Here is a 20,213-nt window from a genome sequence, read left to right as displayed (position 1 = left end):
TCGCCCGGCGTCTTCACCGGCCGGGGCGGCGGCAAACGTCAGCGGGCGGCCGCCGTCCCGACGAGCGGGTCGGAGGGCAGGGCGATCCGGGCGGAGAAGCCGCTGCGGGGGAGCGTGGGGATCCGCGACAACGGGATCGACAGGTCCTGCGCGGGCACGTCCAGCCGGCAGCGGGCCAGCTCGCCGGAGAGGGCCGCGAGCACGCTGACGGTGATGTCCTCGCCGGGGCAGCGGTGCCCGCGTGCCGCGTCCCCGCCGCCCTGCGCGAGGATCAGGTCCACCGGGGGCTGCGGCCCCGCGAACCGGTCCGGCCGGAAGGCGTACGGGTCCCCCCACAGCGCCGGGTCGTGGTGCTGCCCGTACACGTCGAGCAGGACCGTGCAGCCCGCTTCGACGGGCTCGCCGTGCCAGCTCGTGTTCCGGGCGGCCCGCCCGCCGACGAACGGCGCGAACGGGTAGAACCGGCGCACCTCGTGGGCGAACCGCACCCGGTGCGCGCCGGAGTCGTCGTCCCGCAGGGCGGGGGAGAGGCCGGGCTGCCGGTTCAGGGCGTGCGCCGCGAACACGACGAACCAGGCGATCGCAATGGTCGGCCGGATGACGTTCAGCAGCTCGACGGCGGCCGTCCGCTCGTCCAGCGGCTGCCCGTCCGCGCCCCGGTGCTCCACGACTGCCGCCAGCGCCGACGCGGCCGCGGCCTGCCGGTCGCCCCGCCGGACGGCCGCTACCAGGGCGGCCAGGCTGCGCTCCTGCCGGGTGCGGGCCCGCCTGGCCCGCAGGTGGCGGGGGCCCGGCGTCGCGAAGCCGTCGACCATGGCGACGCAGTCGGCCGCCATCCGGCGGGCGTGCGCCTCGGCGAGCGGCAGCCCCGCCCAGGCACACACCGAGCGGGCCAGGACGCGGGACGCCTGCTCGAACAGCACCACCTGCTCGCCCCGGTGGGCGGCCACGGCGGCCCGCCACTGCTCGACGACGGTGTCGGTCAGGGCCGCGACCCCGCCGGCGTCCTTCAGCAGGGCCGTGAACATCGCCTTGCGTACGCGGTGCGCCTCCCCGTCGAGGGTGTGCACCGCCCCGCGCCCGAACAGGGTGTCGAGCACCGGGCCCGGTACGGCCGCACGCCGCACGATGTTGTCCTCGTCGTAGAAGAAGGGCACGGCGTCGGGCCCGTGCAGCGCGACGGCTGGGCGGCCCATCAGGCGCGTCCGCACCAGCGGGCGGCCCTCGGCCCGCAACAGGTCGGGCAGCCAGGCGTAGCCGTGGAGCAGCAGCGGCAGGGTGCTGTCGGGCAGGCGGACGGAACGGTCGTGTAGTGGATTCACGGTCCGGCGGCTACCCGGAGCACGCGCTTCCACACGTTGTCCGACCCCGGGTCCCCCGGATGCGTTGCCCCGGCCGCCCCGGGTAGGCGCGGGGCATGTCTGTATCCACTCCTTCAAGACCTCCGATTCCGATGCACCATCCCACGGCGGTCGCGTGCGCGGCGGCGGGCGGCTGCGCCCGGGCCCGCGAGCTCCCCGGGAAGGCGGGGTGGTCGTGATGCGGGTCGTCGTGACGGGTGCCACCGGCAACGCCGGCACCAGCGTGGTGCGGGCCCTGGCAGCGGACCTGCGGGTCACCGACGTGGTGGGTATCGCCCGGCGCCGTCCCGCCCTCGACATCTCCGGCGTGCGCTGGGTGGCCGCGGACATCGACCCCGGCCACTCCGACCTGACCGGGCTCTTCGAGGGCGCGGACGCCGTCGTCCACCTTGCGTGGAAGTTCCAGCCCACCCACGACGTCGTCGAAACGTGGCGGACGAACGTCCTGGGCGGCATCCGCGTCTTCGAGGCCTGTGCCCGCGCGGGCGTCCGCACCCTGGTGCACGCCTCGTCCATCGGCGCGTACGCTCCCGGCCCGCCCGACGGGCGGCCCGTCGACGAGAGCTGGCCCACGCACGGCTGGCCGGGCGCCGCCTACACACGGGAGAAGGCCTACCTGGAGCGCTACCTGGACGGCTTCCAGCCCGCGCACCCCGAAATGCGGGTGGTCCGGATGCGGCCGGCGTTCCTGTTCAAGGAGGCTGCCGCCAGTGAACAGCGGCGGATCTTCGCCGGCCCGCTCCTGCCGTGGTGGCTGGTCCGGCCGGGCCTGCTCCCCGCCCTTCCGGCCGTCACCGGCCTGCGCTTCCAGGCCCTGCACACCGACGACGCGGCCCAGGCGTACCGGGAGGCCGTGTTCCGCCCCGTACGCGGCGCGTTCAACCTCGTCGCCGATCCGGTCCTGGACATGGCAGCCGTGGCCCGGCTGCTGCACGCCCGCACCATCCCGCTGCCCCCCGGAGCGGCCCGGGCGGCTCTCGCCGCGGCCTGGCGGATGCGCCTCGTCCCCGCAGCCCCCGGGCTCTTCGACGCCTTCCTGCGGCTGCCGCTGCTCGACGCCGGCCGGGCCCGCGAGCACCTCGCCTGGACGCCGTCCACCACGTCCACCGAGGCCGTCGCCGACTTCCTGACGGGCCTGCGCCACGGGGCGGGCCTGGAGACGCCGCCGCTCGCCGCCGCCGGAACCCCCGCCCGCAGACACCAACGCTGACCCTCGTGCCCGCGCCCGCGTCACCGGTGCCGCCTCGCCCGGCGCCTCCCGGGTGGCCTACGGAGCGGCCGGACCGTCCACGCGCTCGGCCGGCCGTCGTATCCGGGCGGCTGACACGGTCGCCGCCGCCCAGGCGCCCACCCACAGCGCGCCGACCAGCAGGGCCGCGGCCGCGGGGGCGGCCCGAGGAGGCACCGCGCCCAGCGCGGGTGCCAGGCCCGTCGCGCGGGCGGCGAATCCGGCGACGCCCGCACCCACCACGGCTGTGCCCGCCCACGACGCGGCCAGCACGGCCAGGCGGAGGGCCCGCCTGCGAGGGGGCCGCGCCAGGAGCAGGGCGAGGATGGCCATCAGCAATCCCAGGGCCGCGTTGCCCCACTGCGCTGCGCGTACATCGGAAATGGCTGCGTAGGACTCGGCGGGCGCGGGGAAGCCCGGCATCCCCAGCTCCCGCTCCCATGCCAGGTGCACCTTGGACACGGTGTAAGCGAGGGCGCCGAAGCAGGCCGTGAGAGCTGCTGCCCCATGTCGTCGACGGTCGGATCGGTTCATGACCCCATCGTGCGGCGGGCCGCGGCCCCGCTGCCTCCCCCGGAAGTGTGGGCCGCCTCCCCCGGACGGGGGAGGAGCACCCCCACTGCCTACCGGGACGGCTCAGGCGACCCAGGCGGAGGTGAGGTTCTGCACCGCGGAGCCGTCCGTGTCGGCCAGCTTGGTGCCGACGAACTCCCGCGCCCAGTCGGTGGTCTGGATCCGGAACGCCGGCTCCGCCGCGGTCAGCGCCTCCATCACGGACTCCGCCGCCCCCTCCGGCGTCTGCGCGGTGCCGTCGAGGAACTGGGCGACGGTGCGGTCGACGTACGTGCGCAGCGCCCCGGTGTAGGCACCGGCTTCCAGGCCGGCCTCCGGGTCGATGCCGATGTTGTTGACGAACTCGGTGGCGACGGCGCCCGGTTCGACCACCGATACGGCCACGCCCAGCGTGCGGGCGACGGGGGCCAGGCTCTCCATGTAGCCCTCGACGGCGAACTTGGCGGCGCAGTAGGCCTCGTTGAACGGCTGTCCGACGACGCCGCCCACGCTCGTCACGGTGACGAGGCGGCCGCCGGACGCCCGCAGGTGGGGGAGCGCGGCCTTGCTGACGTTCAGCACGCCGAAGAAGTTGACCTCCATCACCGTGCGGATGTCGGCGAGGGAGTCGTTCTCCAGGGTGCCCACGTGGCCGGCGCCCGCGTTGTTGACGACCGCGTCGAGGCGGCCGTAGTCGGCGACCACTCCCGCGACGGCGGCCGCGACGGACGCCTCGTCGGTGACGTCGAGCTGCCGGATGTCGAGCTCGACACCCGCGTCGGCGGCGGCCTTGCGGAGGGCGTCCGCGCGGGCGGGGTCGCGCAGCGTGGCGACGGTGCGCCAGCCGGCGCGGGCGGCGGCGACGGCCGCGGCGAGGCCGATGCCGGAGGAGGTCCCGGTGATGAGGACGGTCCGGTCGGTGGAGGTGTGAACAGTGGTGGACATATCGGAGCCTTTCGGGACGTACATGTTCTGTGCGTGCACACACAACATACCGTTGTGTGTGTGCACACGCAACCCCTCCCTATACTCGGATCCATGCCGAAGAAACTCACCCAGGCCGAGATGCCCGCCGAGGACTACGCCTTCTACGGCCTCGTGTGGGCCGGCACCGTCATGACCGAGCGCGTCGACCGCGCCCTCACCAAGGCCCACGGCCTGCCCGTGTCCTGGTTCGAGGTCATGCTGTGGCTGGCGTCCAGCCCGGAGCCGGTGCCCGCGTCGGTCCTGGGCAACAGCACCATGCTCAGCCGCAGCCAGGTCTCCCGGGTCGTGGACGCCCTCCAGGCCCGCGGCCTCGTCACCCGCACGCCCTCGGCGCGCGACGCCCGGTCCGTCGAGATCTCCCTCACGGACGAGGGCCGCCAGGTGTTCGCCGCGGCCGACGACACCCGCCGCGCGGCCCTGGCGCCGGTCTTCACCGACCTCCTCGACGACCGCGACCTCGAAGCCCTGGGCACGGTGTGGCGCAAGCTGAAGGCGGAGAAGGAACGTCTCGCCCAGGAGCCCCCGGCGGGCTCCTGACTCCGCCGCCCGGGGGAACCCGCCCCCGACCCGGTCGCCGGGAACACCCGGGACGGGCCTGCGGTGGTTGGCTGCCCGGATGAAGTACTTCGTGACGGTGGTGGGGAGCCAGGCGGACTACGACGCGATGGCGGGGAAGCCCTCGCCCGCTTCGCCCGCCTGGAGCGGCGACGACATCACGGCCATGTTCGCCTTCATGAGCGAACTCAACGAGGAGCTCGCCGCCTCCGGCGAACTCCTGGACGCCCAGGGCTTCGGTCCGCCGTCCGAAGCCCGGTTCGTCACCGGCTCCCCCGGCCGCGAACCGGCCGTCACCGACCGACCGTACGCCGACACCGAGGTGGTCACCGCCGGCGACTGGCTCCTGGAGTGCTCCGGCCTCGACCGCGTGACCGAGATCGCGGCCAGGATCACCCAGTGCCCGGTTCCCGCGGGCTCCCCGGAGTACCCGGTGGTCATCCGCCCCGTCGGCGAGTCCCCGTCCGCCTGAGCCGTTCTCCGACCGGCCTCCCGGCCGCACCGTCGAACAGCAGGCGGTGTTGGATGGGGCCATGGTGAGGCGGAAGCGGGAGAAGAGGAAACGGCCGCCCTTCGGCATGCCGACGGGCATCATCCTGCCGGCGACTGCGGAGGGCTGGCGCCACAGCGTGTGTACCGCGGAAGGCGGGATGCTCTGCGGGGCGCTGCCGGACGTGCCGATCCACGCCGGCCCCGCAGACGCGCGGGACGCCGCGGCCGCCATGGTGGCGGGGCTCGCCCGCGACTTCCACCGCGCGCACGTCGAAGTGGCCTGGGATCCGCCCCGGGAGCCCTGGTCGTGGACCGGCCGCGTCTCCCTCGTCTCCCCGCCGCCGGACGCCTGTGGGGAGACCGCGGGCTGACCCGTCACCGCCAGACGGTGTTCATCAGGATGATCGCCGCCAGGTCGGCCAGGATGATCGAGATGGTGGCGATGACCATCGCCCAGGCCCGCTGCGACTCGTCCCGCTCCATGTGCGTCGCCTCCCGACGGGACGCAGGTCCCGCCCGGCCTGCCTGCACGGCGCCGGTTGCGGCGTCCCTGCATCCAGCCGACCACGATCTGCGGCGTCCGGCCCCCCGACCCGCCCGTTCGGGGCGCGGGAAGCCCTGACGCGTCACAGCTCGGGGCTGTGGCCCGGGTGGAGGACGAGCAGCCATTCGTCGCCGCGGGTCTCCACCGCGAAACCCGCGCCGCGGAACGCGGCCGCCAGCGCCAGGCCGAACGCGTGCCGCAGGCCCGGCAGGTCCGGGCGGGAGCGGTCACGCCGCCGCGCGCGGGCCGGACCGCGGCGCCGTACGCGCAGGCGGGCCAGCTCCTCCGGCATCCAGCCGACCATCACCCCGCGGGCGTGGCGGACCACGTGGACGCCCTCGGCCCCGCTCGTGGCCTCCGTGAAGCCGGCCTCCGCCAGAACGGCGCGCACCGCGGCCGCGAACTCCGCTTCCTGATCTTCCACGCAGCGCACTGTAGCCGCGGGAGGGTTCCGGGAGGCGCAGGAGGGGGCCGGCGGGCGCCGTCCGCGTCGCGACCGGGTGGAAACAGGCCCTCGGGCGCATCACCGCGAGCGCGCCGGGCAAGGGCGGGCGGAGGGCGCCGACCGGTGCCCTCCGGGAGTGACGCAGGCCGGGAGGCCCGCGTCGACGCCCGCCGGATCCAGAGAGTGGGGAGACACGCCATGTCGCAGGTGAAGGAAACGATCGAGGTCGACGTCCCCGTCCGGACGGCCTACGACCAGTGGACGCAGTTCGAGTCGTTCCCGAAGTTCATGGACGGCGTCGAGCGGATCGAGCAGCGCACGGATACGCTCACGCACTGGGTGACGAAGATCGCCGGCGTGGAGCGGGAGTTCGACGCGGAGATCACCGAGCAGGTGCCCGACCGCAAGGTCGCCTGGGTGACCGTGGGCGGCTCGACCGAGCAGTCCGGCGTCGTCACGTTCGAGCCGATCGACCCGACGCACACGCAGGTCACGCTCATGATGGACTTCGAGCCGGAGGGGATGGCGGAGAACATCGGCGACAAGATGGGCTTCGTCGACCGCCGGGTCAAGGGCGATCTGACGCGGTTCAAGCACTTCATCGAGGACCGAGGCACCCCGACCGGCGAGTGGCGCGGCCGCGTCTGACCCGCCACGTCCTTCGCGGCCGGATCCGCCGCCCGTCCGCACGGGCGGCCGATCCGGCCGCGAACGGCCCGCCGTCCGGCCGGACCGGCGCGGCGCCCGGCCTCCCGGCCGGGCGTCAGGCCGGGTCCTCCGGCCGTACGGCGGGCCGTTCCGCTTCGGCAGCCGCCGCGGGCGGCTCCCCTGAGCCGCCCGGCCCCGAGGCCGGCCCGGACGGCGCCGACGGCCCTGACTCCGTCGCCCCGTTCTCGCCCGCGTGGGCGCGCAGGTGCCCGATCACCGTGTTGCCGACGGCGACCAGCGGGACGGCCACGACCGCCCCGCCGATCCCGGCGACCAGCCCGCCCGTGGCCACGGCCAGGACGACCGCCAGCGGGTGGACCCGTACGGCCCGCCCGAGGATGAACGGCTGCAGCACGTGGCCCTCGATCTGCTGCACGACGAGCACCACCAGCAGCGTCATCAGCGCGGTGAACACCCCCTGCGTCACCAGCGCCACGACCACGGCGAGCGCCCCCGACACCACGGCGCCGACCAGGGGTACGAACGACGCCAGGAAGATCACGACGCCGATCGGGACGGCGAGCGGCACGCCCAGGAAGTAGATGCCGACCCCGATGAACAGGGCGTCGATGAACGCCACGATCAGCGTCCCGCGCACATACGCGGTGAGCGTCCGCCACGCCAGCGGGCCCGCGCCCGAGACGCCCGGCCGGGCCGCGGCGGGCACCAGGCCCAGCGTCCACCGCCAGATGCGCGGACCGTCGTACAGCAGGAACAGCGTGCAGAACATCGCCAGCAGCATCCCGGTGATCACTTCCACCAGGACGGTCACGCCCTGCAGACCCGTCGACGTGATCTCGCTCGTGCTCGTGCCGATCGCATCGCTCAGACTCGACGCGATGTCGCTGATCTGCTGCTCCGTCACGTGGAGCGGGCTGTTCAGCAGCCACCGCTTCAGCTCCTCGATGCCCTCCTGGAGCCGGTCGGACAGGTTCCCCAGGTTGTCCAGCACCTGCCAGGTGATGAACCAGCCGATCAGGCCCAGGACGGCGAACCCGCACAGCGCCGTCACCGCGGTGGCGAGCCCCCGCGACAGCCCGGCCCGGTGCAGCCGCGCGACCGTCGGCTGGAGCAGCGCGGTGACCAGCATGGCCGCGACGAATGCCAGGACGACCAGCCGCACCGACCCGATCACCTGCATCACGACCCACACGGCCGCCGCCAGCACCAGGAACCGCCAGCCGGCCTCCGCCGCGACGCGCACCCCCCACGGCACCGCCGCCGCCGGGTCGGCGGCCCGCGAACGGGCCCGGCGGGCCTCGGCGAACGCCCGTTGGCGCGCCGCCCGCTCCTCGGCGTCGTAGCGGGCCTGCACCCGCGCCCGGCGTTCGCCGAGCGCGGTCGCGCCGGCCTTCACACGGCCGGACCAGTTCCGGATTCCGGGCATTCCCACGCTCCTTCCGTCCCGCCACGCGTCTGCCCCGCATCCATGGGATCAGGCAGCGGCCCCGAACCGGCCCGGGCGGACGGAGGAGTCCCCCGTCCGGCCGTCATCCGGGCGGGTGCCCAGCGGATGCCGGGCGGCCCGGCCCGCGTCAGGCTGCGGTCGGGGTCGCAAGAGACGACCCCGGGGTCGCAAGAGACGACCCGGGTCCGGCACCACCGCACAGACGAGGATCCAGCCATGTCCCACCTCCGGCGTACCGGCGTCATCTCAGGGGCGGCACTGCTCGTGCTCGCGGCCACGGCCTGCTCGGCCGGCAAGACCACCGTCGGCGAACTCACCTTCCGCGCCCACGACTCGCCGGTCGAGCTCACGTACTCCAACACGCCCGTGCAGGGCTGCCACCGCATCCGGCTCCCGCGCGGCGCGGCCCACGTGGAGAACAACACCCTCGTCGACGTCATCCTGTACCGGACCCCCGGCTGCCAGAAGGTCGAGGGCCGCGACGAGGGCACCTACGTGGCGACGTCCAGCGGGAACGTGACCGCCCCCGACACCCTGCCCTGGCGCAGCTTCACCGTCGTCCACTGACCCGCCCGCACCGCCCTGCCGCGGCCGCCGCGGGCCGTCCCGACCGGGTGTTCCGGCGGGCCCGTCCGGAGCACTCCGCAGGGCGTCCGGATGCGGCGCCCGCCGGGGGAGGGGGATGCTGGCTGTGTGACCGGGAGAGAGGCGTGATCCGGCGGCGGACCCCCGCCCGCGGGACTCCGTACCGGCCGGCCGGCCGCCCCGCCCGCTCCGGTGCGCCGGCGGCCGGGGCCGGGCCCGCGCACCGCAGGGAGCCCACATGAACGGCACCGCCGGCTACGAAGGACTCCACGGCCCCCTCGACGCGTCCCGGGCGGCCGTGGCGGTCCTCGACGGCGAGGGCCGCGTCGTGGGCTGGAGCCCCGCCGCCGCCGACCTGCTCGGCTACACCCCGGCAGAGGTCCTCGGCCGCAGCTTCGACTCCCTCGCCGCCGACCCCGCAGCGCCCCCGCTCACGCCCGACGCCCGGACCGTGCTGCGGCTGCGCCACCGCGACGGGGGCACCGGCCGGCGGACCGCGGTCGCCGTACACCCCCTGACCTCCGCGGACGAGGACCGGCCCGGCCCCCCCGCCGGGCAGCAGCCCGCCCGCCTGCTCGCCATGGCCGACGCCGACGCCGCCGACCACTGGGACGCCCTCCAGTCGATGCTGCACGGCCTCGCCACGCAGTCCCCGATCGGCCTGGCCATCTACGGCACCGACCTGCGCGTCGTATGGACCAACGAGGCCCTCCGCAAGGAGATGGGCCCCGCGGACTACTCCGGGATCGGCCCCGACGACATGGTCGCCGGCGGGGCGGTCATCTCCCCCGGAATGCCCGGCACCCTGGAGGAGGTGATGGCGCGGGTCCTTGCCACCGGCGGGCCCGTCACCGACCTGCACTACAAGGGCCGCCCGCCCTCCGCGCCCGACCGCGACCACGTCTGGTCCTGCTCCTACTACCGCCTGGAGGGCCCCGGCGGCGCTCCCCTCGGCGTGTGCGAGGAGACCGTCGACATCACCGACCGCTACCTCGCCCAGCAGCGCCTCGACCTGCTCGTACGGGCCGCCCGGCGGGTCGGCACCACCCTCGACATGGGCCGCACGGCCCACGAGTTCGCCAACGTGACCACCCCGGAGTTCGCCGACGCCGTCACCGTCGACGTCACGGAGGCCGTCCTGCGCGGAGAACGGCCGCGCCCCGACACCGGCGCAGACACCGCCTCCGTCCGGCTGTGGCCGCCCGAACACCCCGGGGCGCCCGCCGCCGCCGACCCGAGCGGGCCCGGCACACTGACCGTGCCGCTCCGCATCGAGGGGACCGACCTCGGCCGGGTCACCTTCGCCTGGCGGCAGCGCACCGGCCCCTTCGACCCCGGTGAGCTCGCCGTCGCCGGTGAGCTCGCCGCCCGGCTCGCCGTGTGCGTCGACAACGCCCGCCGCTACACCCGCGAGCACGCCGCCGCGCTCCTCCTCCAGCGCAGCCTGCTGCCCCGGCTCCTGCCGCAGCTGTCCGCCGTGGAACTCGCCTACCGCTACCTGCCCGCCGACATCGGGGCCGGCGTCGGCGGCGACTGGTTCGACGTCATCCCCCTGTCCGGGGCCCGCGTCGGCCTGGTCGTCGGAGACGTCGTCGGGCACGGTTTGAGCGCCGCCGCCACCATGGGCCGGCTGCGCACCAGCGTGCGCGTCCTCGCCCGCATGGACCTGGCACCCGACGAGCTCCTCACCCGCCTCGACGACCTCGTCACCCAGGACGCCGAGGAGCGGGCCGCGCCGCGCACCGCGGGGGAGGAGCTGCCCGACGCCGGAGGATTCGGCGTGACCTGCCTGTACGCCGCCTACGACCCGGTGTCCGGGACGTGCACGACGGCGCGGGCCGGACACCCCCTGCCCGCCGTCGTCCACCCGGACGGCACCGTGACCTTCCCCGAACTGCCCTCCGGGCCGCCCCTCGGACTCGGCGGGCTCCCTTTCGAATCGGCCGAGTTGACACTGCCGCCGGGCAGCCTGCTCGCGCTGTTCACCAACGGCCTGGTGCAGGGCCGCGGCCGCGACCTCGACGAGCAGCTCGGCCTCCTCGGCACCGTCCTCGGCCGGCACGACCGGCCGCTGGACGACCTCTGCGACGACGTCGTCGAGGCGCTCCTGCCAGGGCCGGCCGAGGACGACGCGGCGCTGCTGCTGGTCCGCACCCGGGTCCTCGGCCGGCGGCAGGTGGCCTCCTGGGACCTGGACGACGACCCGCGGGCCGCCGGCCGGGCCCGCGCCGCCGCAGCCGCCCAACTGCGCGACTGGGGGCTCGACGAGCTGGTGTTCACCACCGAGCTGGTGGTCAGCGAACTCGTCACCAACGCCGTCCGGTACGCCTCCGGAGCGCCCGTCCGACTGCGCCTGATCCGCGACCAGACCCTCATCTGCGAGGTCTTCGACAGCGGCCACACCTCACCGCACCTGCGGCACGCCGCCGGGGACGACGAGGGCGGCCGGGGCCTGTTCATCGTGGCGCAGACGACGCAGCAGTGGGGCACCCGCTACACCGGCGCGGGCAAGGTCATCTGGGCGGAGCAGGCCCTGCCCCGCTGAGGGCGGCGGATCCGATCCCGCTGCCCGCACGGCACGCCGTACGGGCCTGCCGGCAGCGCGCGCCGCCGGCCGGCCCGTACCGCGCGGTCACGCCAGGTCGAAGCGGTCCAGGTCCATCACCTTGGCCCACGCGGCGACAAAGTCGTCCACGAACTTCCGCTTCGCGTCGTCGCTCGCGTACACCTCGGCGAGCGCCCGCAGCTCGGAGTTCGAGCCGAAGACCAGGTCCACGCGGCTGCCGGTCCACTTCAGCTCGCCCGTGGCGGCGTCCCGGCCCTCGAAGGTGTGGGCGTCCGGGGAGGTCGGCTTCCACGCCGTGCCCAGGTCGAGCAGGTTGACGAAGAAGTCGTTCGTGAGCGCGCCGGGCGTCTGCGTGAAGACCCCGAGGCCGCTCTCCCCGTGGTTCGCACCGAGGACGCGCAGGCCGCCGACGAGGACCGTCAGCTCGGGCGCGCTCAGCGTGAGCAGGTTCGCCCGGTCGAGGAGGAGGAACTCGGGGGGCAGCCGGTGGCCCTTGCCCAGGTAGTTGCGGAAGCCGTCCGCTGCCGGCTCCAGCGCGGCGAAGGACTCGGTGTCCGTCTGCTCCTGGGAGGCGTCGACACGACCCGGAGTGAAGGGCACCTCGACCGCGAAGCCCGCCTCCTGCGCGGCCTTCTCGACGCCCGCGGCGCCCGCGAGCACGATCAGGTCGGCGAGCGAGACCTGCTTGCCGTCCGTGCGGCCGGAGTTGAACGACTCCTGGATGCCGGTCAGGGTCCGCAGCACCCGGGCCAGCCGGTCCGGCTCGTTCACCTCCCAGCCGGCCTGCGGCTGCAGGCGGATGCGCGCGCCGTTGGCGCCGCCGCGCTTGTCGCTGCCACGGAAGGACGAGGCCGACGCCCACGCCGTCGACACGAGCTCCCCGACGGTCAGCCCGGAGTCGAGCACGGCGGCCTTGAGCCCGGCGACGTCGGAGCCGTCGACGAGATCGTGGGCCCGCTCGGGCAGCGGGTCCTGCCACAGCAGGGTCTCGGAGGGGACCTCCGGGCCGAGGTAGCGCGCGACCGGCCCCATGTCGCGGTGCGTGAGCTTGAACCAGGCGCGGGCGAAGGCGTCGGCGAACGCGGCCGGGTCCGCCAGGAAGCGCCGCGAGATCTGCTCGTAGACGGGGTCGAAGCGCAGCGACAGGTCGGTGGTGAGCATCGTCGGGGCGTGCGTCTTCGCCGGGTCGTGCGCGTCGGGGACGGTGCCCGCGCCGGCGCCGTCCTTCGGCCGCCACTGGTGGGCGCCGGCCGGGCTCTCGAACAGCTCCCACTCGTAGCCGAAGAGGATCTCGAAGAAGCTGTTGTCCCAGGCGGTGGGCGTGGTCGTCCAGGTGCCTTCCAGGCCGCTGGTGATGGTGTCGGCGCCCTTGCCCGTGCCGTACGAGTTGCTCCATCCGAGCCCCTGCTGCTCCAGCGGGGCGCCCTCGGGGTCGGCGCCGACGTGGTCCGCCGGGCCCGCGCCGTGCGTCTTGCCGAAGGTGTGCCCGCCCGCGATCAGGGCGACGGTCTCCTCGTCGTCCATCGCCATCCGGCGGAACGTCTCGCGGATGTCGCGCGCGGCCGCGATCGGGTCCGGGTTGCCGTTGGGGCCCTCCGGGTTGACGTAGATGAGGCCCATCTGGACCGCGCCGAGCGGCTCCTCCAGTTCGCGGTCGCCGCTGTAGCGGCGGTCGTCGAGCCAGGTGGTCTCGGGGCCCCAGTAGACGTCCTCGTCCGGCTCCCAGACGTCCGCGCGGCCGCCGCCGAAGCCGAAGGTCTCGAAGCCCATCGTCTCCAGGGCGACGTTGCCGGCGAGGATCATCAGGTCGGCCCAGGACAGGCTCTGCCCGTACTTCTTCTTCACCGGCCACAGCAGGCGGCGCGCCTTGTCGAGGTTGGCGTTGTCCGGCCAGCTGTTGAGCGGGGCGAAGCGCTGCTGGCCCGCGCCCGCGCCGCCGCGGCCGTCGCTGATGCGGTAGGTGCCGGCGCTGTGCCAGGCCATGCGGACGATGAAGGGCCCGTAGTGGCCGAAGTCGGCCGGCCACCACTCCTGGGACGTCGTCAGGACCTCGGCTATGTCCCGCTTCACGGCCGGCAGGTCGAGGGCCTGGAACGCGGCGGCGTAGTCGAAGTCCCCGCCGAGCGGGTTGGCCACGGCGGGGTTCTTCGCGAGGATCTTCAGGTTGAGCCGCTCCGGCCACCACTGGCGGTTCCCGCCGCCCTGGGTCGGGTGCGGGGCGCGCCCGTGCGCCACCGGGCAGCCGCCGGCCCCTTCCGTCTTCGCGTCTACGACGATTGCGTCATCGTTCTCGGGCATGGGAATCCTTCCGGATCAGGTGGATCGCGGTGCTCAGGAACTGCCGGCGGTGGAACGGCGGGGCACGGGCTCCGGCGGATGGCCTCGGCCCGGTGCGACCCGGCGGAACGGCGCGGAACCGTCCGGCTGGAGGTGCGCCGGACGTGCGCACCAGCCCAACTCGTCCTTTCCGCCCGGCCCTTGGTTGTCGCCGGAAGCGATCCTACGATGGACGAAGTCCAAGTCAATGCGGCAACCAGATCCGAATCAACTCGGCATCCGGACAATGCACATTTAGGCTGGTGGGGCATGAGCGACCTGGTGGGACGGCTGCGCGCACGCGGCTGGCGCATGACGGCTCAGCGGCGGGTGGTCGCGGAGGTGCTGGACGGCGAGCACGTCCACCTGACCGCGGACGAGGTGCTGGCGCGGGCCACCGCCCGGCTGCCGGAGGTCTCCCGCGCGACCGTGTACAACGCCCTCGGCGAACTGGTGGCGCTCGGCGAGGTCGCCGAGGTGACGACCGACGGCCGGGCCAAGCGGTACGACCCCAACGCCCGCCGCCCGCACCAGCACCTGGTGTGCTCGGGCTGCGGCGAAATCCGGGACGTCCACCCGGACGGCGACCCGCTCGCCGCCCTGCCCGCCTCCGAGCGGTTCGGCTTCGCGGTCTCCGGGGCCGACGTCGTCTACCGCGGCCTGTGCCCGGCCTGCGTCGCGATGTGAGGGCGGGCGGCGCGCGGTCAGGCGGCGCCCCGGCCGATGCCGGGGAGGAAGCGGCCGGTGCGCGCCGCGTACGCCGTGTACGCGGCGCCGTGCACGGCCCGCAGGTGGGGCTCCTCGACCACGCGGACCTGCAGCTGCACCGCGGCCGCGAAGGCGGCCAGGGCGAGGGCGGACACGGCGTTCGGCACCATCAGTGCCAGGCCGGCGGCAGCCGCTGACATGGCGGTGAAGACGGGATTGCGGACGTGGGCGAAGAGCCCGCCGGTGACGAGCGCGGTGCGCTCGGCGGCGTCCACGCCGACGCGCCAGGAGGCGCCCATGTTCGCCTGTGCGGCCGCGGTCGCGGCCATTCCCGCCAGCGCGGCCGCCAGCCCGGCCCACCGCACGGCCGGGCCGCCGGCCGTCGGAAGCCCGGCGAGCGCGGCGAGCGGGGCGAGGGCGCCGCCGGCGAGAGCGGCCGCGAACAGTACCCCGGCCCACCAGGAGGCCTCGCCGGCGCGGCCCGAGATGCCCCGGAACCCGGCGTCGCCGGTGCGCCGGTGCTGGAGGGCGGCCTTGACGCCGAAGGCGAAGGCGGCCCATCCGAGGTGCAGGGCGAGCGCGCCCCAGGCCCAGTGGTTCACGGTCGGCGACTCCCCGTGGTCTTTGGATCGCGGTGATCGGTACGCGAGGAGAGTACAGGACATCCTGAATTCACAGAATCCTGAATTCAGGGACGGGGTGTTTGTGAGCTCGGGTCGTCGTCACCGTCCACCGCCCGAGGTCGCGCCGCACTCAGCAGCGCCGCCGTCGATGCCATGCGGCCCGGCGGTTCCCACGTCCAGGTCCGAACGGACTCGAAACCGGCCACCCGTACGCTGTCCGCAAGCGTGGGCAAACCACCGGGCAGCCACTTCAGGTGCGTGCAGAGGAGGATCCGGCCACCCGGCCGCAGTACCCGGCGGAGTTCGGTGAGCGCCGCGGGCACGTCCGGCCAGAGCTGGACGTTGTTCACCGCCATCACGATGTCGACGGAGTCATCCGGAAGCCCCGTACGGTCGGCCGTCCCGGCGGCCAGCCGCAGCCGGCCCCTCGCGACCGCCCCGGCGCAGCGGCGCCGGGCTGCCGCCAGCATCGCCGGGGACGGGTCGACGCCGATGACGCGGGCCGAACGCCGGGCCGCGGCCTCCAGTCCCACGCCGGGACCCGGGCCGACGACCAGGACGGCGTCCCGTTCGGTGGGCGCGGCCAGCAGTACGGCGTGGCGCTCGGTGGCGGCGTTGCCGCGCGCCATCAGGCGGCCGCCGCACCGCCCCAGCAGCCCGCTCGGCCGGCCGAACGCCCGGGCCAGGGCCCATCGCGCGATGCGTCCCACGTCCACACCGTCCATCACAGCACCCCTCCGGCCGCGCGGCCGCTTCGGAGCCCCGGTCAGTGGTGGGCGTGGACCACGGCGTGGCCCTTGCCGCGGCCGATCATCCACTTGTTGATCGGTGTGGTCACCGCGAAGGCCACCGCGAAGCCGCCCAGCAGCGCCGCCCAGAAGAGGCCGTCGCCGAGGTGGGCGTCCATGGCGCCCGGAGTGAGGGTGATGACGGCGTTGTCGACGAGCTCCATGACGGCGATCGACACGGTGTCGGCGGCCAACGCCACCTTGACCGCCGCCTTGAGTGTCAGGCCGGACCGCACCACCGCGAACAGGGTGAACGAGTACCCGAAGAGGAACGCCAGGGTGATGGCCAGCACCATCGTCTGGACGTTGCCCCAGGCCAGAGCGGTGCCGATGACCATGCCGAGGATCTCGCCGATCGCGCATCCGGTCAGGCAGTGGAGGGTCGCCCGCACGGCCGTACCCCACGTCGCGCCGACATGCGCGGGGGTTTCGCCGTGACGCGTGTGTCCGGCGTGCACGATGCGGCCCGAGCGGCCGTGGCCTGCGGCGTGGTGCCTCTCGCTGCTGTCGTCCATGACGAAACCCTTCCCCATCTCGCCGGCGCGGGGCGCGGGCGGTGTGCCGCTCCCGCGACATGCAACCCCATACCCCAGGGGGGTATTCCGTGCTCACGCGCGCAACGTCGTCCGCGGCGGTACGCCGTAGACGCGCCGATACGCCGCCGCGAACCGCCCCACATGCGCGAACCCCCACCGCGCGGCGATCCCCGTGACGGTCGCACCCCCGCCCGGGACCGCGTCGCGCAGCTCCCGGTGGGCGTGGTCCAGGCGGACACGCCGCGCGTAGTCCAGCGGCGTCGTGTCCATGTGGCGCCGGAACGCGTACTGCACCGCGCGCGGAGTCACGTACGCCGCCGCGGCGACGTGGGCGAGGGTGATGTCGTGCTGGGCGTTGCCCTCTATGAACGCCTTGGCCCGCCGCAGCGTCTCCGGCCCGGCATCGACGGAGTCCGCCGCCAGCGGGCTGGTGTCGAGGTCGTTCGGGACAGCCACGAGGACCGTCGCCGCCAGCAGCCGGGCCGTCTCGGCCGTGACCAGCCGGGACACCCCGCCCGCGGTCAGCACGGCGCACCGCGCGAAGTCCGCGGTGCGCTGCCACAGCGCCGCCATGTGCGTACCCCCCGGCACCAGCTCGGTGAAGCGCACCGGACCCCTCCGGTGCGGCGAGGCGTCGTCGGCGGCCCGCCCCACGAGATCCAGGGGCAGCACCACCGACGACACGCGCAGATCCTCCGCCCCGAGATCCCGGACCTCGCCCGGCCTGCCGTCCAGGCACACGTCGCCCCGCCTCAGGCGCTCGTGCCGGTTGCCGCTCCGCAGGTCCCCGCGGCCCCCGTGGACGGTGCTCACGACGAGCAGCCCGGACGGTTCGACGGACAAGCTCAGCCGCCCCGGCAGGCGGATCTCGGTCAGGGCGAACGGACCGGCGTCGATACGCGAGACGGCGAACCGCCCCGCGGTCAGAAGCAGCACCTCCATGCGCACCGACGCCCCGAACGCCGCCTCCAGGCTCCTGCGCACCGTCTCCGGGTCACAGGTGGTGCAGTCGTCGTACACAGGTCCGGACTGGAGTGTCATGTCGCCACCGCCTCACCCGGCCCCTACCCCGTTCCCACCGGTCCAGCCGCACCGGCGACAAGGCTCACGACCCCTCCGGGCCCTCCGGCTCCGCGGGGTCCTCCTGGGACAGGACGAGGGCGAGCTGCTGGAGGATCTGCTCGCTGGTCTCCAACGGCTCACCGCCGTCGTGCGCGTCGGCCAGCGCATCGAAGGCGAGCAGGAAACCGTTCACGAGCGCACTCAGCGGCTCCGACAACTGCTCCAGGACCGCACAGCCCGCCTCCGCCGCCGTCGCCCCGGCCGGGACCACGAAACTGGCGGGCATGGCCTCCCCCAGCAGATCGGAGACCAGCTGCTCCTCGGCGCCCGACCTCACGGCGGTGATCGCGGCGATCGCCCGCAGCTTGACCTCGTTCTCCCTCATCGGAGGCCTACGTCCTGCCGTCCGAGGGATGCCTGCGCATCCTCCTCGTCGGCGGTGCGCGCCTCCAACGCCACGGTGATCGTCTTTCCGCTGCCGCCGGGCCCGCCCGCCTGCACGTCCAGGTGGTCGGCCAGGCGTTTGACCATCTGCCAGCCGAAACGGCCCGGGACGGATGCGGGGGAGGGCCGGTCGACAGGGAACCGCGGCTCCGCGTCCGCCACCTCGACGACGGCCCGCGGCGGCCGGCAGCGCACCCGGAACGCAGTGGCCCCGCCGGCATGGCGCCGCGCATTCGACACCAGCTCGGTGACCACCAGCAGGGCGGCGTCGACGTCGGCCCCCATGACGCCGTGCGCCGACAGGACGGCGCGGGCGATGCCCCGGGCCTCCTCACAGGTGAGGCCGCTGTACGGCGATCCCATGCCCACTCCTCCCTCCGTCAGCAGCAGCTCCCAAACAGCGGTGCCACTGTCCTGAACTGCTCGGCGGCACCGTCGGACGCGTCCCTCACGGAGGCGTCTGTCCTGACGGCCGGAACCGAAACAGACCACCGGCGACCCATGCGGCGTCCGGGGACGTTCGCGCCGCGGACGACGAGCGCCGGCTGTTTCGCTGCCGGGGCTGCGATGCCGCCGCAGGCGCGCGGAACATGTATGGGTGACCCCGGCTGGGTGGAGGTGAGATTCCGATGATCGCTCCGATGAACTCCGACCACCGCCTCCGGGCCCCAGCACCGGCGCGCACGCTGCTCACCCTCGACGGGCTGCCCGAAGGCCGCGTCGCGGCCCTGGTCGTCGGCGAGATCACCGACACCACGGCACCGCCTCTGCGGCGCAGCCTGCGCGCCGCACTCGGCTCTTCCACCGAAGGCCTCGACCTCGACCTGTCCGCTGTCCCCTTCTGCGACGTCGCAGGCCTCCACCTGCTGCTGAACCTGCGCGCCCGCGCACTGGAGAACAGCCGCACGCTCCGGGTCACTGCGGCCTCCCCCCTCGTCCGGCAACTCCTGGAAGCGACGGCGTGCTGGACCCGGCTCGCCGCCGACCCCGCCTCCGCGGCCCCCTCGCTGCTGCTCACCACCGAACTGCGCCGCGTCCTCGTACGGCCCGGGGGAGCCGCCCCGGCGCTGCGGGGCGCGGGCGGCTCCCTCCAGGTGCGCATCGAGGGCACCGCGGCCACGGTGACCTGGCCGGCGGTCCCTTCCGGAACCGCCGCCGACGGCACGGGCCAGCGCCTCGCCCGCGCGGCCGTCGCCTCGGCCCTGCACCGGGCGGGCCTGCGCACCGTACGCCACCGCTCGGTGGCGACCACACGGGCCCGGACGGCCCTGTTCGGGCCGCCGGCGGCGCGGCGGCGGCCGGCCTGAGGGGCGCGGGGGGCGAGACCCGAGGGTTCACAGGGGGCGAGAGGGGCGCTGCACGGCCCGGGCGCAGGCCTCGACGTCACGCCCGGGTGACGGCTCAGCCGCCGTCAGGGGTCCACAGGTCCGCCAGGCGGGCCGTTCCCGGGCCGATCCCGTCCCAGGGGCGGTTCACGGTCAGGACGGCGATGGAAGACGTCGGGAAGGCCCGGTCGAGATGCTTCCGCAGGTTCTTCGCGCCGCTGCCGGACAGTGCGGCCGCCAGCTCGTGGACGGCCGGATTGTGGCCGACCAGGAGCAACCCGGACAGTTCGGGAGCCTGGCGGCGCAGCACGGCGAGCAGCCCACCGGCGTCCGCGTGGTACAGCTCCTCCGTGTAGTAGGCCGGAGGCGGGGCGGACAGGTGGGGGAGCATCATCTGCCAGGTACGGCGCGTGCGCAACGACGTCGAGGACACGGCCAAGTCGACCCGGTGCCCCGACCCCTCCAGCCACCGCCCGGCCTCGCCGGCATTGCGCCGACCGCGCTCGGTCAGGTCCCGTTCGGGATCCGCGGCGGTGTGCTTCGGCACGGCCTTCCCGTGCCGCACGATGACGATCAGCCGCCGGTCACTGTCACCGGTCTCGCTCACGGGACACCTCCGTTCCACCTTGCGGGCTGACGTGTGCCCGGGGGACGGGGGAGCAAACGCGGGGGCGGCGGTGGGGCGGCGGCGGGGCGGCGGGAGGCGATGGCTCGGGGCCGGATGGGAGGCGGCGGGGGAGGACACCAGACGAGCCGCGCGGGCGGGCCGGCGGGGAGACGGGGGGCGGGCCGGCCGGGAGACGGCGGGGGCGGGTGGGCGGGTGGGCGGGAGCGGGCGGGCGGTAGCCGACCGGATGGGGCCATACAGAGACGGCGGCAGTGGGGTGGGCGGGAGTCGGTGGGTCGGGGTCGGTGGGTGCGGGGGGTGTCCCGGCAGCCCATTGTCCTTCCGGTGCGGGCCGCCCTGTAAAGGGCGCTCC

General features: G+C 74.7%; 22 protein-coding genes. 9 read left to right on the top strand and 13 right to left on the bottom strand.

From position 1 onward, the window contains the following. Positions 1-38: 38 nt before the first annotated feature. Complete coding sequence (locus tag IE170_RS31470; RefSeq protein WP_229885354.1) at positions 39-1,322, bottom strand: cytochrome P450; 1,284 nt, start codon at positions 1,320-1,322, stop codon at positions 39-41. Positions 1,323-1,539: 217 nt separating this feature from the next. On the opposite strand from IE170_RS31470, the gene IE170_RS31465 reads away from it, so the two are divergent. Continuing rightward, complete coding sequence (locus IE170_RS31465) at positions 1,540-2,571, top strand: NAD-dependent epimerase/dehydratase family protein (RefSeq protein WP_189812893.1); 1,032 nt, start codon at positions 1,540-1,542, stop codon at positions 2,569-2,571. A gap of 57 nt (positions 2,572-2,628) precedes the next feature. Here the strand turns inward: IE170_RS31465 and IE170_RS31460 are convergent, their stop codons facing one another. Together IE170_RS31460 and IE170_RS31455 are read right to left on the bottom strand one after the other, a co-directional pair. Beyond that, positions 2,629-3,123 carry a hypothetical protein gene (locus tag IE170_RS31460; RefSeq protein ID WP_189812892.1) on the bottom strand — a complete coding sequence of 165 codons (495 nt, stop codon included), beginning with the start codon at positions 3,121-3,123 and terminating at the stop codon, positions 2,629-2,631. A 102-nt stretch (positions 3,124-3,225) separates the two neighbouring features. Beyond that, on the bottom strand, positions 3,226-4,086 hold the full coding sequence (locus IE170_RS31455; protein WP_189812891.1) for an SDR family NAD(P)-dependent oxidoreductase: 861 nt from the start codon (positions 4,084-4,086) through the stop codon (positions 3,226-3,228). Positions 4,087-4,179: 93 nt separating this feature from the next. On the opposite strand from IE170_RS31455, the gene IE170_RS31450 reads away from it, so the two are divergent. The 3 genes from IE170_RS31450 to IE170_RS31440 all read left to right on the top strand — a co-directional run bounded on the left by IE170_RS31450 (position 4,180) and on the right by IE170_RS31440 (position 5,546). Further along, on the top strand, positions 4,180-4,665 hold the full coding sequence (locus IE170_RS31450; protein ID WP_223857185.1) for a MarR family winged helix-turn-helix transcriptional regulator: 486 nt from the start codon (positions 4,180-4,182) through the stop codon (positions 4,663-4,665). 79 nt (positions 4,666-4,744) lie between these two features. Continuing rightward, the gene (locus IE170_RS31445) at positions 4,745-5,155 is read left to right on the top strand and encodes a YciI family protein (RefSeq protein WP_189812890.1); all 411 of its coding nucleotides are present in this window, start codon (positions 4,745-4,747) and stop codon (positions 5,153-5,155) included. A 61-nt stretch (positions 5,156-5,216) separates the two neighbouring features. Continuing rightward, complete coding sequence (locus IE170_RS31440; RefSeq protein ID WP_189812889.1) at positions 5,217-5,546, top strand: hypothetical protein; 330 nt, start codon at positions 5,217-5,219, stop codon at positions 5,544-5,546. A gap of 255 nt (positions 5,547-5,801) precedes the next feature. Here the strand turns inward: IE170_RS31440 and IE170_RS31435 are convergent, their stop codons facing one another. Then, positions 5,802-6,143: a hypothetical protein gene (locus IE170_RS31435; protein ID WP_189812888.1), complete on the bottom strand. Its 342-nt coding sequence runs from the start codon at positions 6,141-6,143 to the stop codon at positions 5,802-5,804. 219 nt (positions 6,144-6,362) lie between these two features. Here IE170_RS31435 and IE170_RS31430 point away from each other — a divergent pair, with 219 nt between their 5' ends. Then, complete coding sequence (locus tag IE170_RS31430) at positions 6,363-6,812, top strand: SRPBCC family protein (protein WP_189812887.1); 450 nt, start codon at positions 6,363-6,365, stop codon at positions 6,810-6,812. A 115-nt stretch (positions 6,813-6,927) separates the two neighbouring features. Here the strand turns inward: IE170_RS31430 and IE170_RS31425 are convergent, their stop codons facing one another. Further along, on the bottom strand, positions 6,928-8,259 hold the full coding sequence (locus tag IE170_RS31425) for an AI-2E family transporter (protein WP_189812886.1): 1,332 nt from the start codon (positions 8,257-8,259) through the stop codon (positions 6,928-6,930). Between the two features lie 237 nt (positions 8,260-8,496). Between IE170_RS31425 and IE170_RS31420 the strand changes: the two genes are divergently transcribed. Next, entirely contained in the window at positions 8,497-8,847 is a 351-nt protein-coding gene (locus IE170_RS31420; RefSeq protein WP_189812885.1) for a hypothetical protein, read from the top strand. 256 nt (positions 8,848-9,103) lie between these two features. Further along, positions 9,104-11,410 carry a SpoIIE family protein phosphatase gene (locus tag IE170_RS31415; RefSeq protein ID WP_189812884.1) on the top strand — a complete coding sequence of 769 codons (2,307 nt, stop codon included), beginning with the start codon at positions 9,104-9,106 and terminating at the stop codon, positions 11,408-11,410. 87 nt (positions 11,411-11,497) lie between these two features. On the opposite strand, the gene katG is transcribed toward IE170_RS31415, so the two are convergent. After that, entirely contained in the window at positions 11,498-13,729 is a 2,232-nt protein-coding gene (katG, locus tag IE170_RS31410) for a catalase/peroxidase HPI (RefSeq protein WP_189812883.1), read from the bottom strand. A 288-nt stretch (positions 13,730-14,017) separates the two neighbouring features. Here katG and IE170_RS31405 point away from each other — a divergent pair, with 288 nt between their 5' ends. After that, a complete protein-coding gene (locus IE170_RS31405) occupies positions 14,018-14,434 on the top strand; it encodes a Fur family transcriptional regulator (protein ID WP_189812882.1) in 417 nt (138 codons plus the stop codon). A gap of 17 nt (positions 14,435-14,451) precedes the next feature. Here the strand turns inward: IE170_RS31405 and IE170_RS31400 are convergent, their stop codons facing one another. The 6 genes from IE170_RS31400 to IE170_RS31375 all read right to left on the bottom strand — a co-directional run bounded on the left by IE170_RS31400 (position 14,452) and on the right by IE170_RS31375 (position 18,271). Beyond that, complete coding sequence (locus IE170_RS31400; RefSeq protein WP_229885349.1) at positions 14,452-15,057, bottom strand: methyltransferase; 606 nt, start codon at positions 15,055-15,057, stop codon at positions 14,452-14,454. Between the two features lie 86 nt (positions 15,058-15,143). Then, complete coding sequence (locus IE170_RS31395) at positions 15,144-15,788, bottom strand: class I SAM-dependent methyltransferase (RefSeq protein ID WP_229885348.1); 645 nt, start codon at positions 15,786-15,788, stop codon at positions 15,144-15,146. 56 nt (positions 15,789-15,844) lie between these two features. Continuing rightward, positions 15,845-16,381 carry a DUF4396 domain-containing protein gene (locus IE170_RS31390; RefSeq protein ID WP_189812879.1) on the bottom strand — a complete coding sequence of 179 codons (537 nt, stop codon included), beginning with the start codon at positions 16,379-16,381 and terminating at the stop codon, positions 15,845-15,847. A 93-nt stretch (positions 16,382-16,474) separates the two neighbouring features. Then, positions 16,475-17,443, bottom strand: coding sequence for a helix-turn-helix transcriptional regulator (locus IE170_RS31385; RefSeq protein ID WP_189812878.1), 969 nt, complete (start codon positions 17,441-17,443; stop codon positions 16,475-16,477). 64 nt (positions 17,444-17,507) lie between these two features. Beyond that, positions 17,508-17,849 carry a hypothetical protein gene (locus IE170_RS31380; RefSeq protein WP_189812877.1) on the bottom strand — a complete coding sequence of 114 codons (342 nt, stop codon included), beginning with the start codon at positions 17,847-17,849 and terminating at the stop codon, positions 17,508-17,510. Next, positions 17,846-18,271 carry an ATP-binding protein gene (locus tag IE170_RS31375; RefSeq protein WP_189812876.1) on the bottom strand — a complete coding sequence of 142 codons (426 nt, stop codon included), beginning with the start codon at positions 18,269-18,271 and terminating at the stop codon, positions 17,846-17,848. Before IE170_RS31375 ends, IE170_RS31380 begins: the two co-directional genes overlap by 4 nt. A 278-nt stretch (positions 18,272-18,549) precedes the next feature. Between IE170_RS31375 and IE170_RS31370 the strand changes: the two genes are divergently transcribed. Next, complete coding sequence (locus tag IE170_RS31370; RefSeq protein WP_189812875.1) at positions 18,550-19,215, top strand: STAS domain-containing protein; 666 nt, start codon at positions 18,550-18,552, stop codon at positions 19,213-19,215. 94 nt (positions 19,216-19,309) lie between these two features. Here IE170_RS31370 and IE170_RS31365 read toward each other — a convergent pair whose 3' ends face one another. Further along, complete coding sequence (locus IE170_RS31365) at positions 19,310-19,840, bottom strand: SixA phosphatase family protein (protein WP_189812874.1); 531 nt, start codon at positions 19,838-19,840, stop codon at positions 19,310-19,312. Positions 19,841-20,213: the final 373 nt, after the last annotated feature.

It is taken from the genome of Streptomyces toxytricini, from assembly GCF_014649915.1.
GTDB lineage: Bacteria > Actinomycetota > Actinomycetes > Streptomycetales > Streptomycetaceae > Streptomyces > Streptomyces toxytricini.
Note: the sequence above shows the minus strand (reverse complement) of the source record. Positions and strands in the feature narration are given on the sequence as shown.

What these genes read in the sequence shown, in the direction of transcription:
- IE170_RS31380 (WP_189812877.1), bottom strand. Translation starts at nt 17,849, where the DNA reads ATGAGGGAGAACGAGGTCAAGCTGCGGGCGATCGCCGCGATCACCGCC.
- katG (WP_189812883.1), bottom strand. Translation starts at nt 13,729, where the DNA reads ATGCCCGAGAACGATGACGCAATCGTCGTAGACGCGAAGACGGAAGGG.
- IE170_RS31465 (WP_189812893.1), top strand. Translation starts at nt 1,540, where the DNA reads ATGCGGGTCGTCGTGACGGGTGCCACCGGCAACGCCGGCACCAGCGTG.
- IE170_RS31430 (WP_189812887.1), top strand. Translation starts at nt 6,363, where the DNA reads ATGTCGCAGGTGAAGGAAACGATCGAGGTCGACGTCCCCGTCCGGACG.
- IE170_RS31390 (WP_189812879.1), bottom strand. Translation starts at nt 16,381, where the DNA reads ATGGACGACAGCAGCGAGAGGCACCACGCCGCAGGCCACGGCCGCTCG.
- IE170_RS31445 (WP_189812890.1), top strand. Translation starts at nt 4,745, where the DNA reads ATGAAGTACTTCGTGACGGTGGTGGGGAGCCAGGCGGACTACGACGCG.
- IE170_RS31420 (WP_189812885.1), top strand. Translation starts at nt 8,497, where the DNA reads ATGTCCCACCTCCGGCGTACCGGCGTCATCTCAGGGGCGGCACTGCTC.
- IE170_RS31385 (WP_189812878.1), bottom strand. Translation starts at nt 17,443, where the DNA reads ATGACACTCCAGTCCGGACCTGTGTACGACGACTGCACCACCTGTGAC.
- IE170_RS31450 (WP_223857185.1), top strand. Translation starts at nt 4,180, where the DNA reads ATGCCGAAGAAACTCACCCAGGCCGAGATGCCCGCCGAGGACTACGCC.
- IE170_RS31440 (WP_189812889.1), top strand. Translation starts at nt 5,217, where the DNA reads ATGGTGAGGCGGAAGCGGGAGAAGAGGAAACGGCCGCCCTTCGGCATG.
- IE170_RS31455 (WP_189812891.1), bottom strand. Translation starts at nt 4,086, where the DNA reads ATGTCCACCACTGTTCACACCTCCACCGACCGGACCGTCCTCATCACC.
- IE170_RS31425 (WP_189812886.1), bottom strand. Translation starts at nt 8,259, where the DNA reads ATGCCCGGAATCCGGAACTGGTCCGGCCGTGTGAAGGCCGGCGCGACC.
- IE170_RS31460 (WP_189812892.1), bottom strand. Translation starts at nt 3,123, where the DNA reads ATGAACCGATCCGACCGTCGACGACATGGGGCAGCAGCTCTCACGGCC.
- IE170_RS31370 (WP_189812875.1), top strand. Translation starts at nt 18,550, where the DNA reads ATGAACTCCGACCACCGCCTCCGGGCCCCAGCACCGGCGCGCACGCTG.
- IE170_RS31375 (WP_189812876.1), bottom strand. Translation starts at nt 18,271, where the DNA reads ATGGGATCGCCGTACAGCGGCCTCACCTGTGAGGAGGCCCGGGGCATC.
- IE170_RS31405 (WP_189812882.1), top strand. Translation starts at nt 14,018, where the DNA reads ATGAGCGACCTGGTGGGACGGCTGCGCGCACGCGGCTGGCGCATGACG.
- IE170_RS31415 (WP_189812884.1), top strand. Translation starts at nt 9,104, where the DNA reads ATGAACGGCACCGCCGGCTACGAAGGACTCCACGGCCCCCTCGACGCG.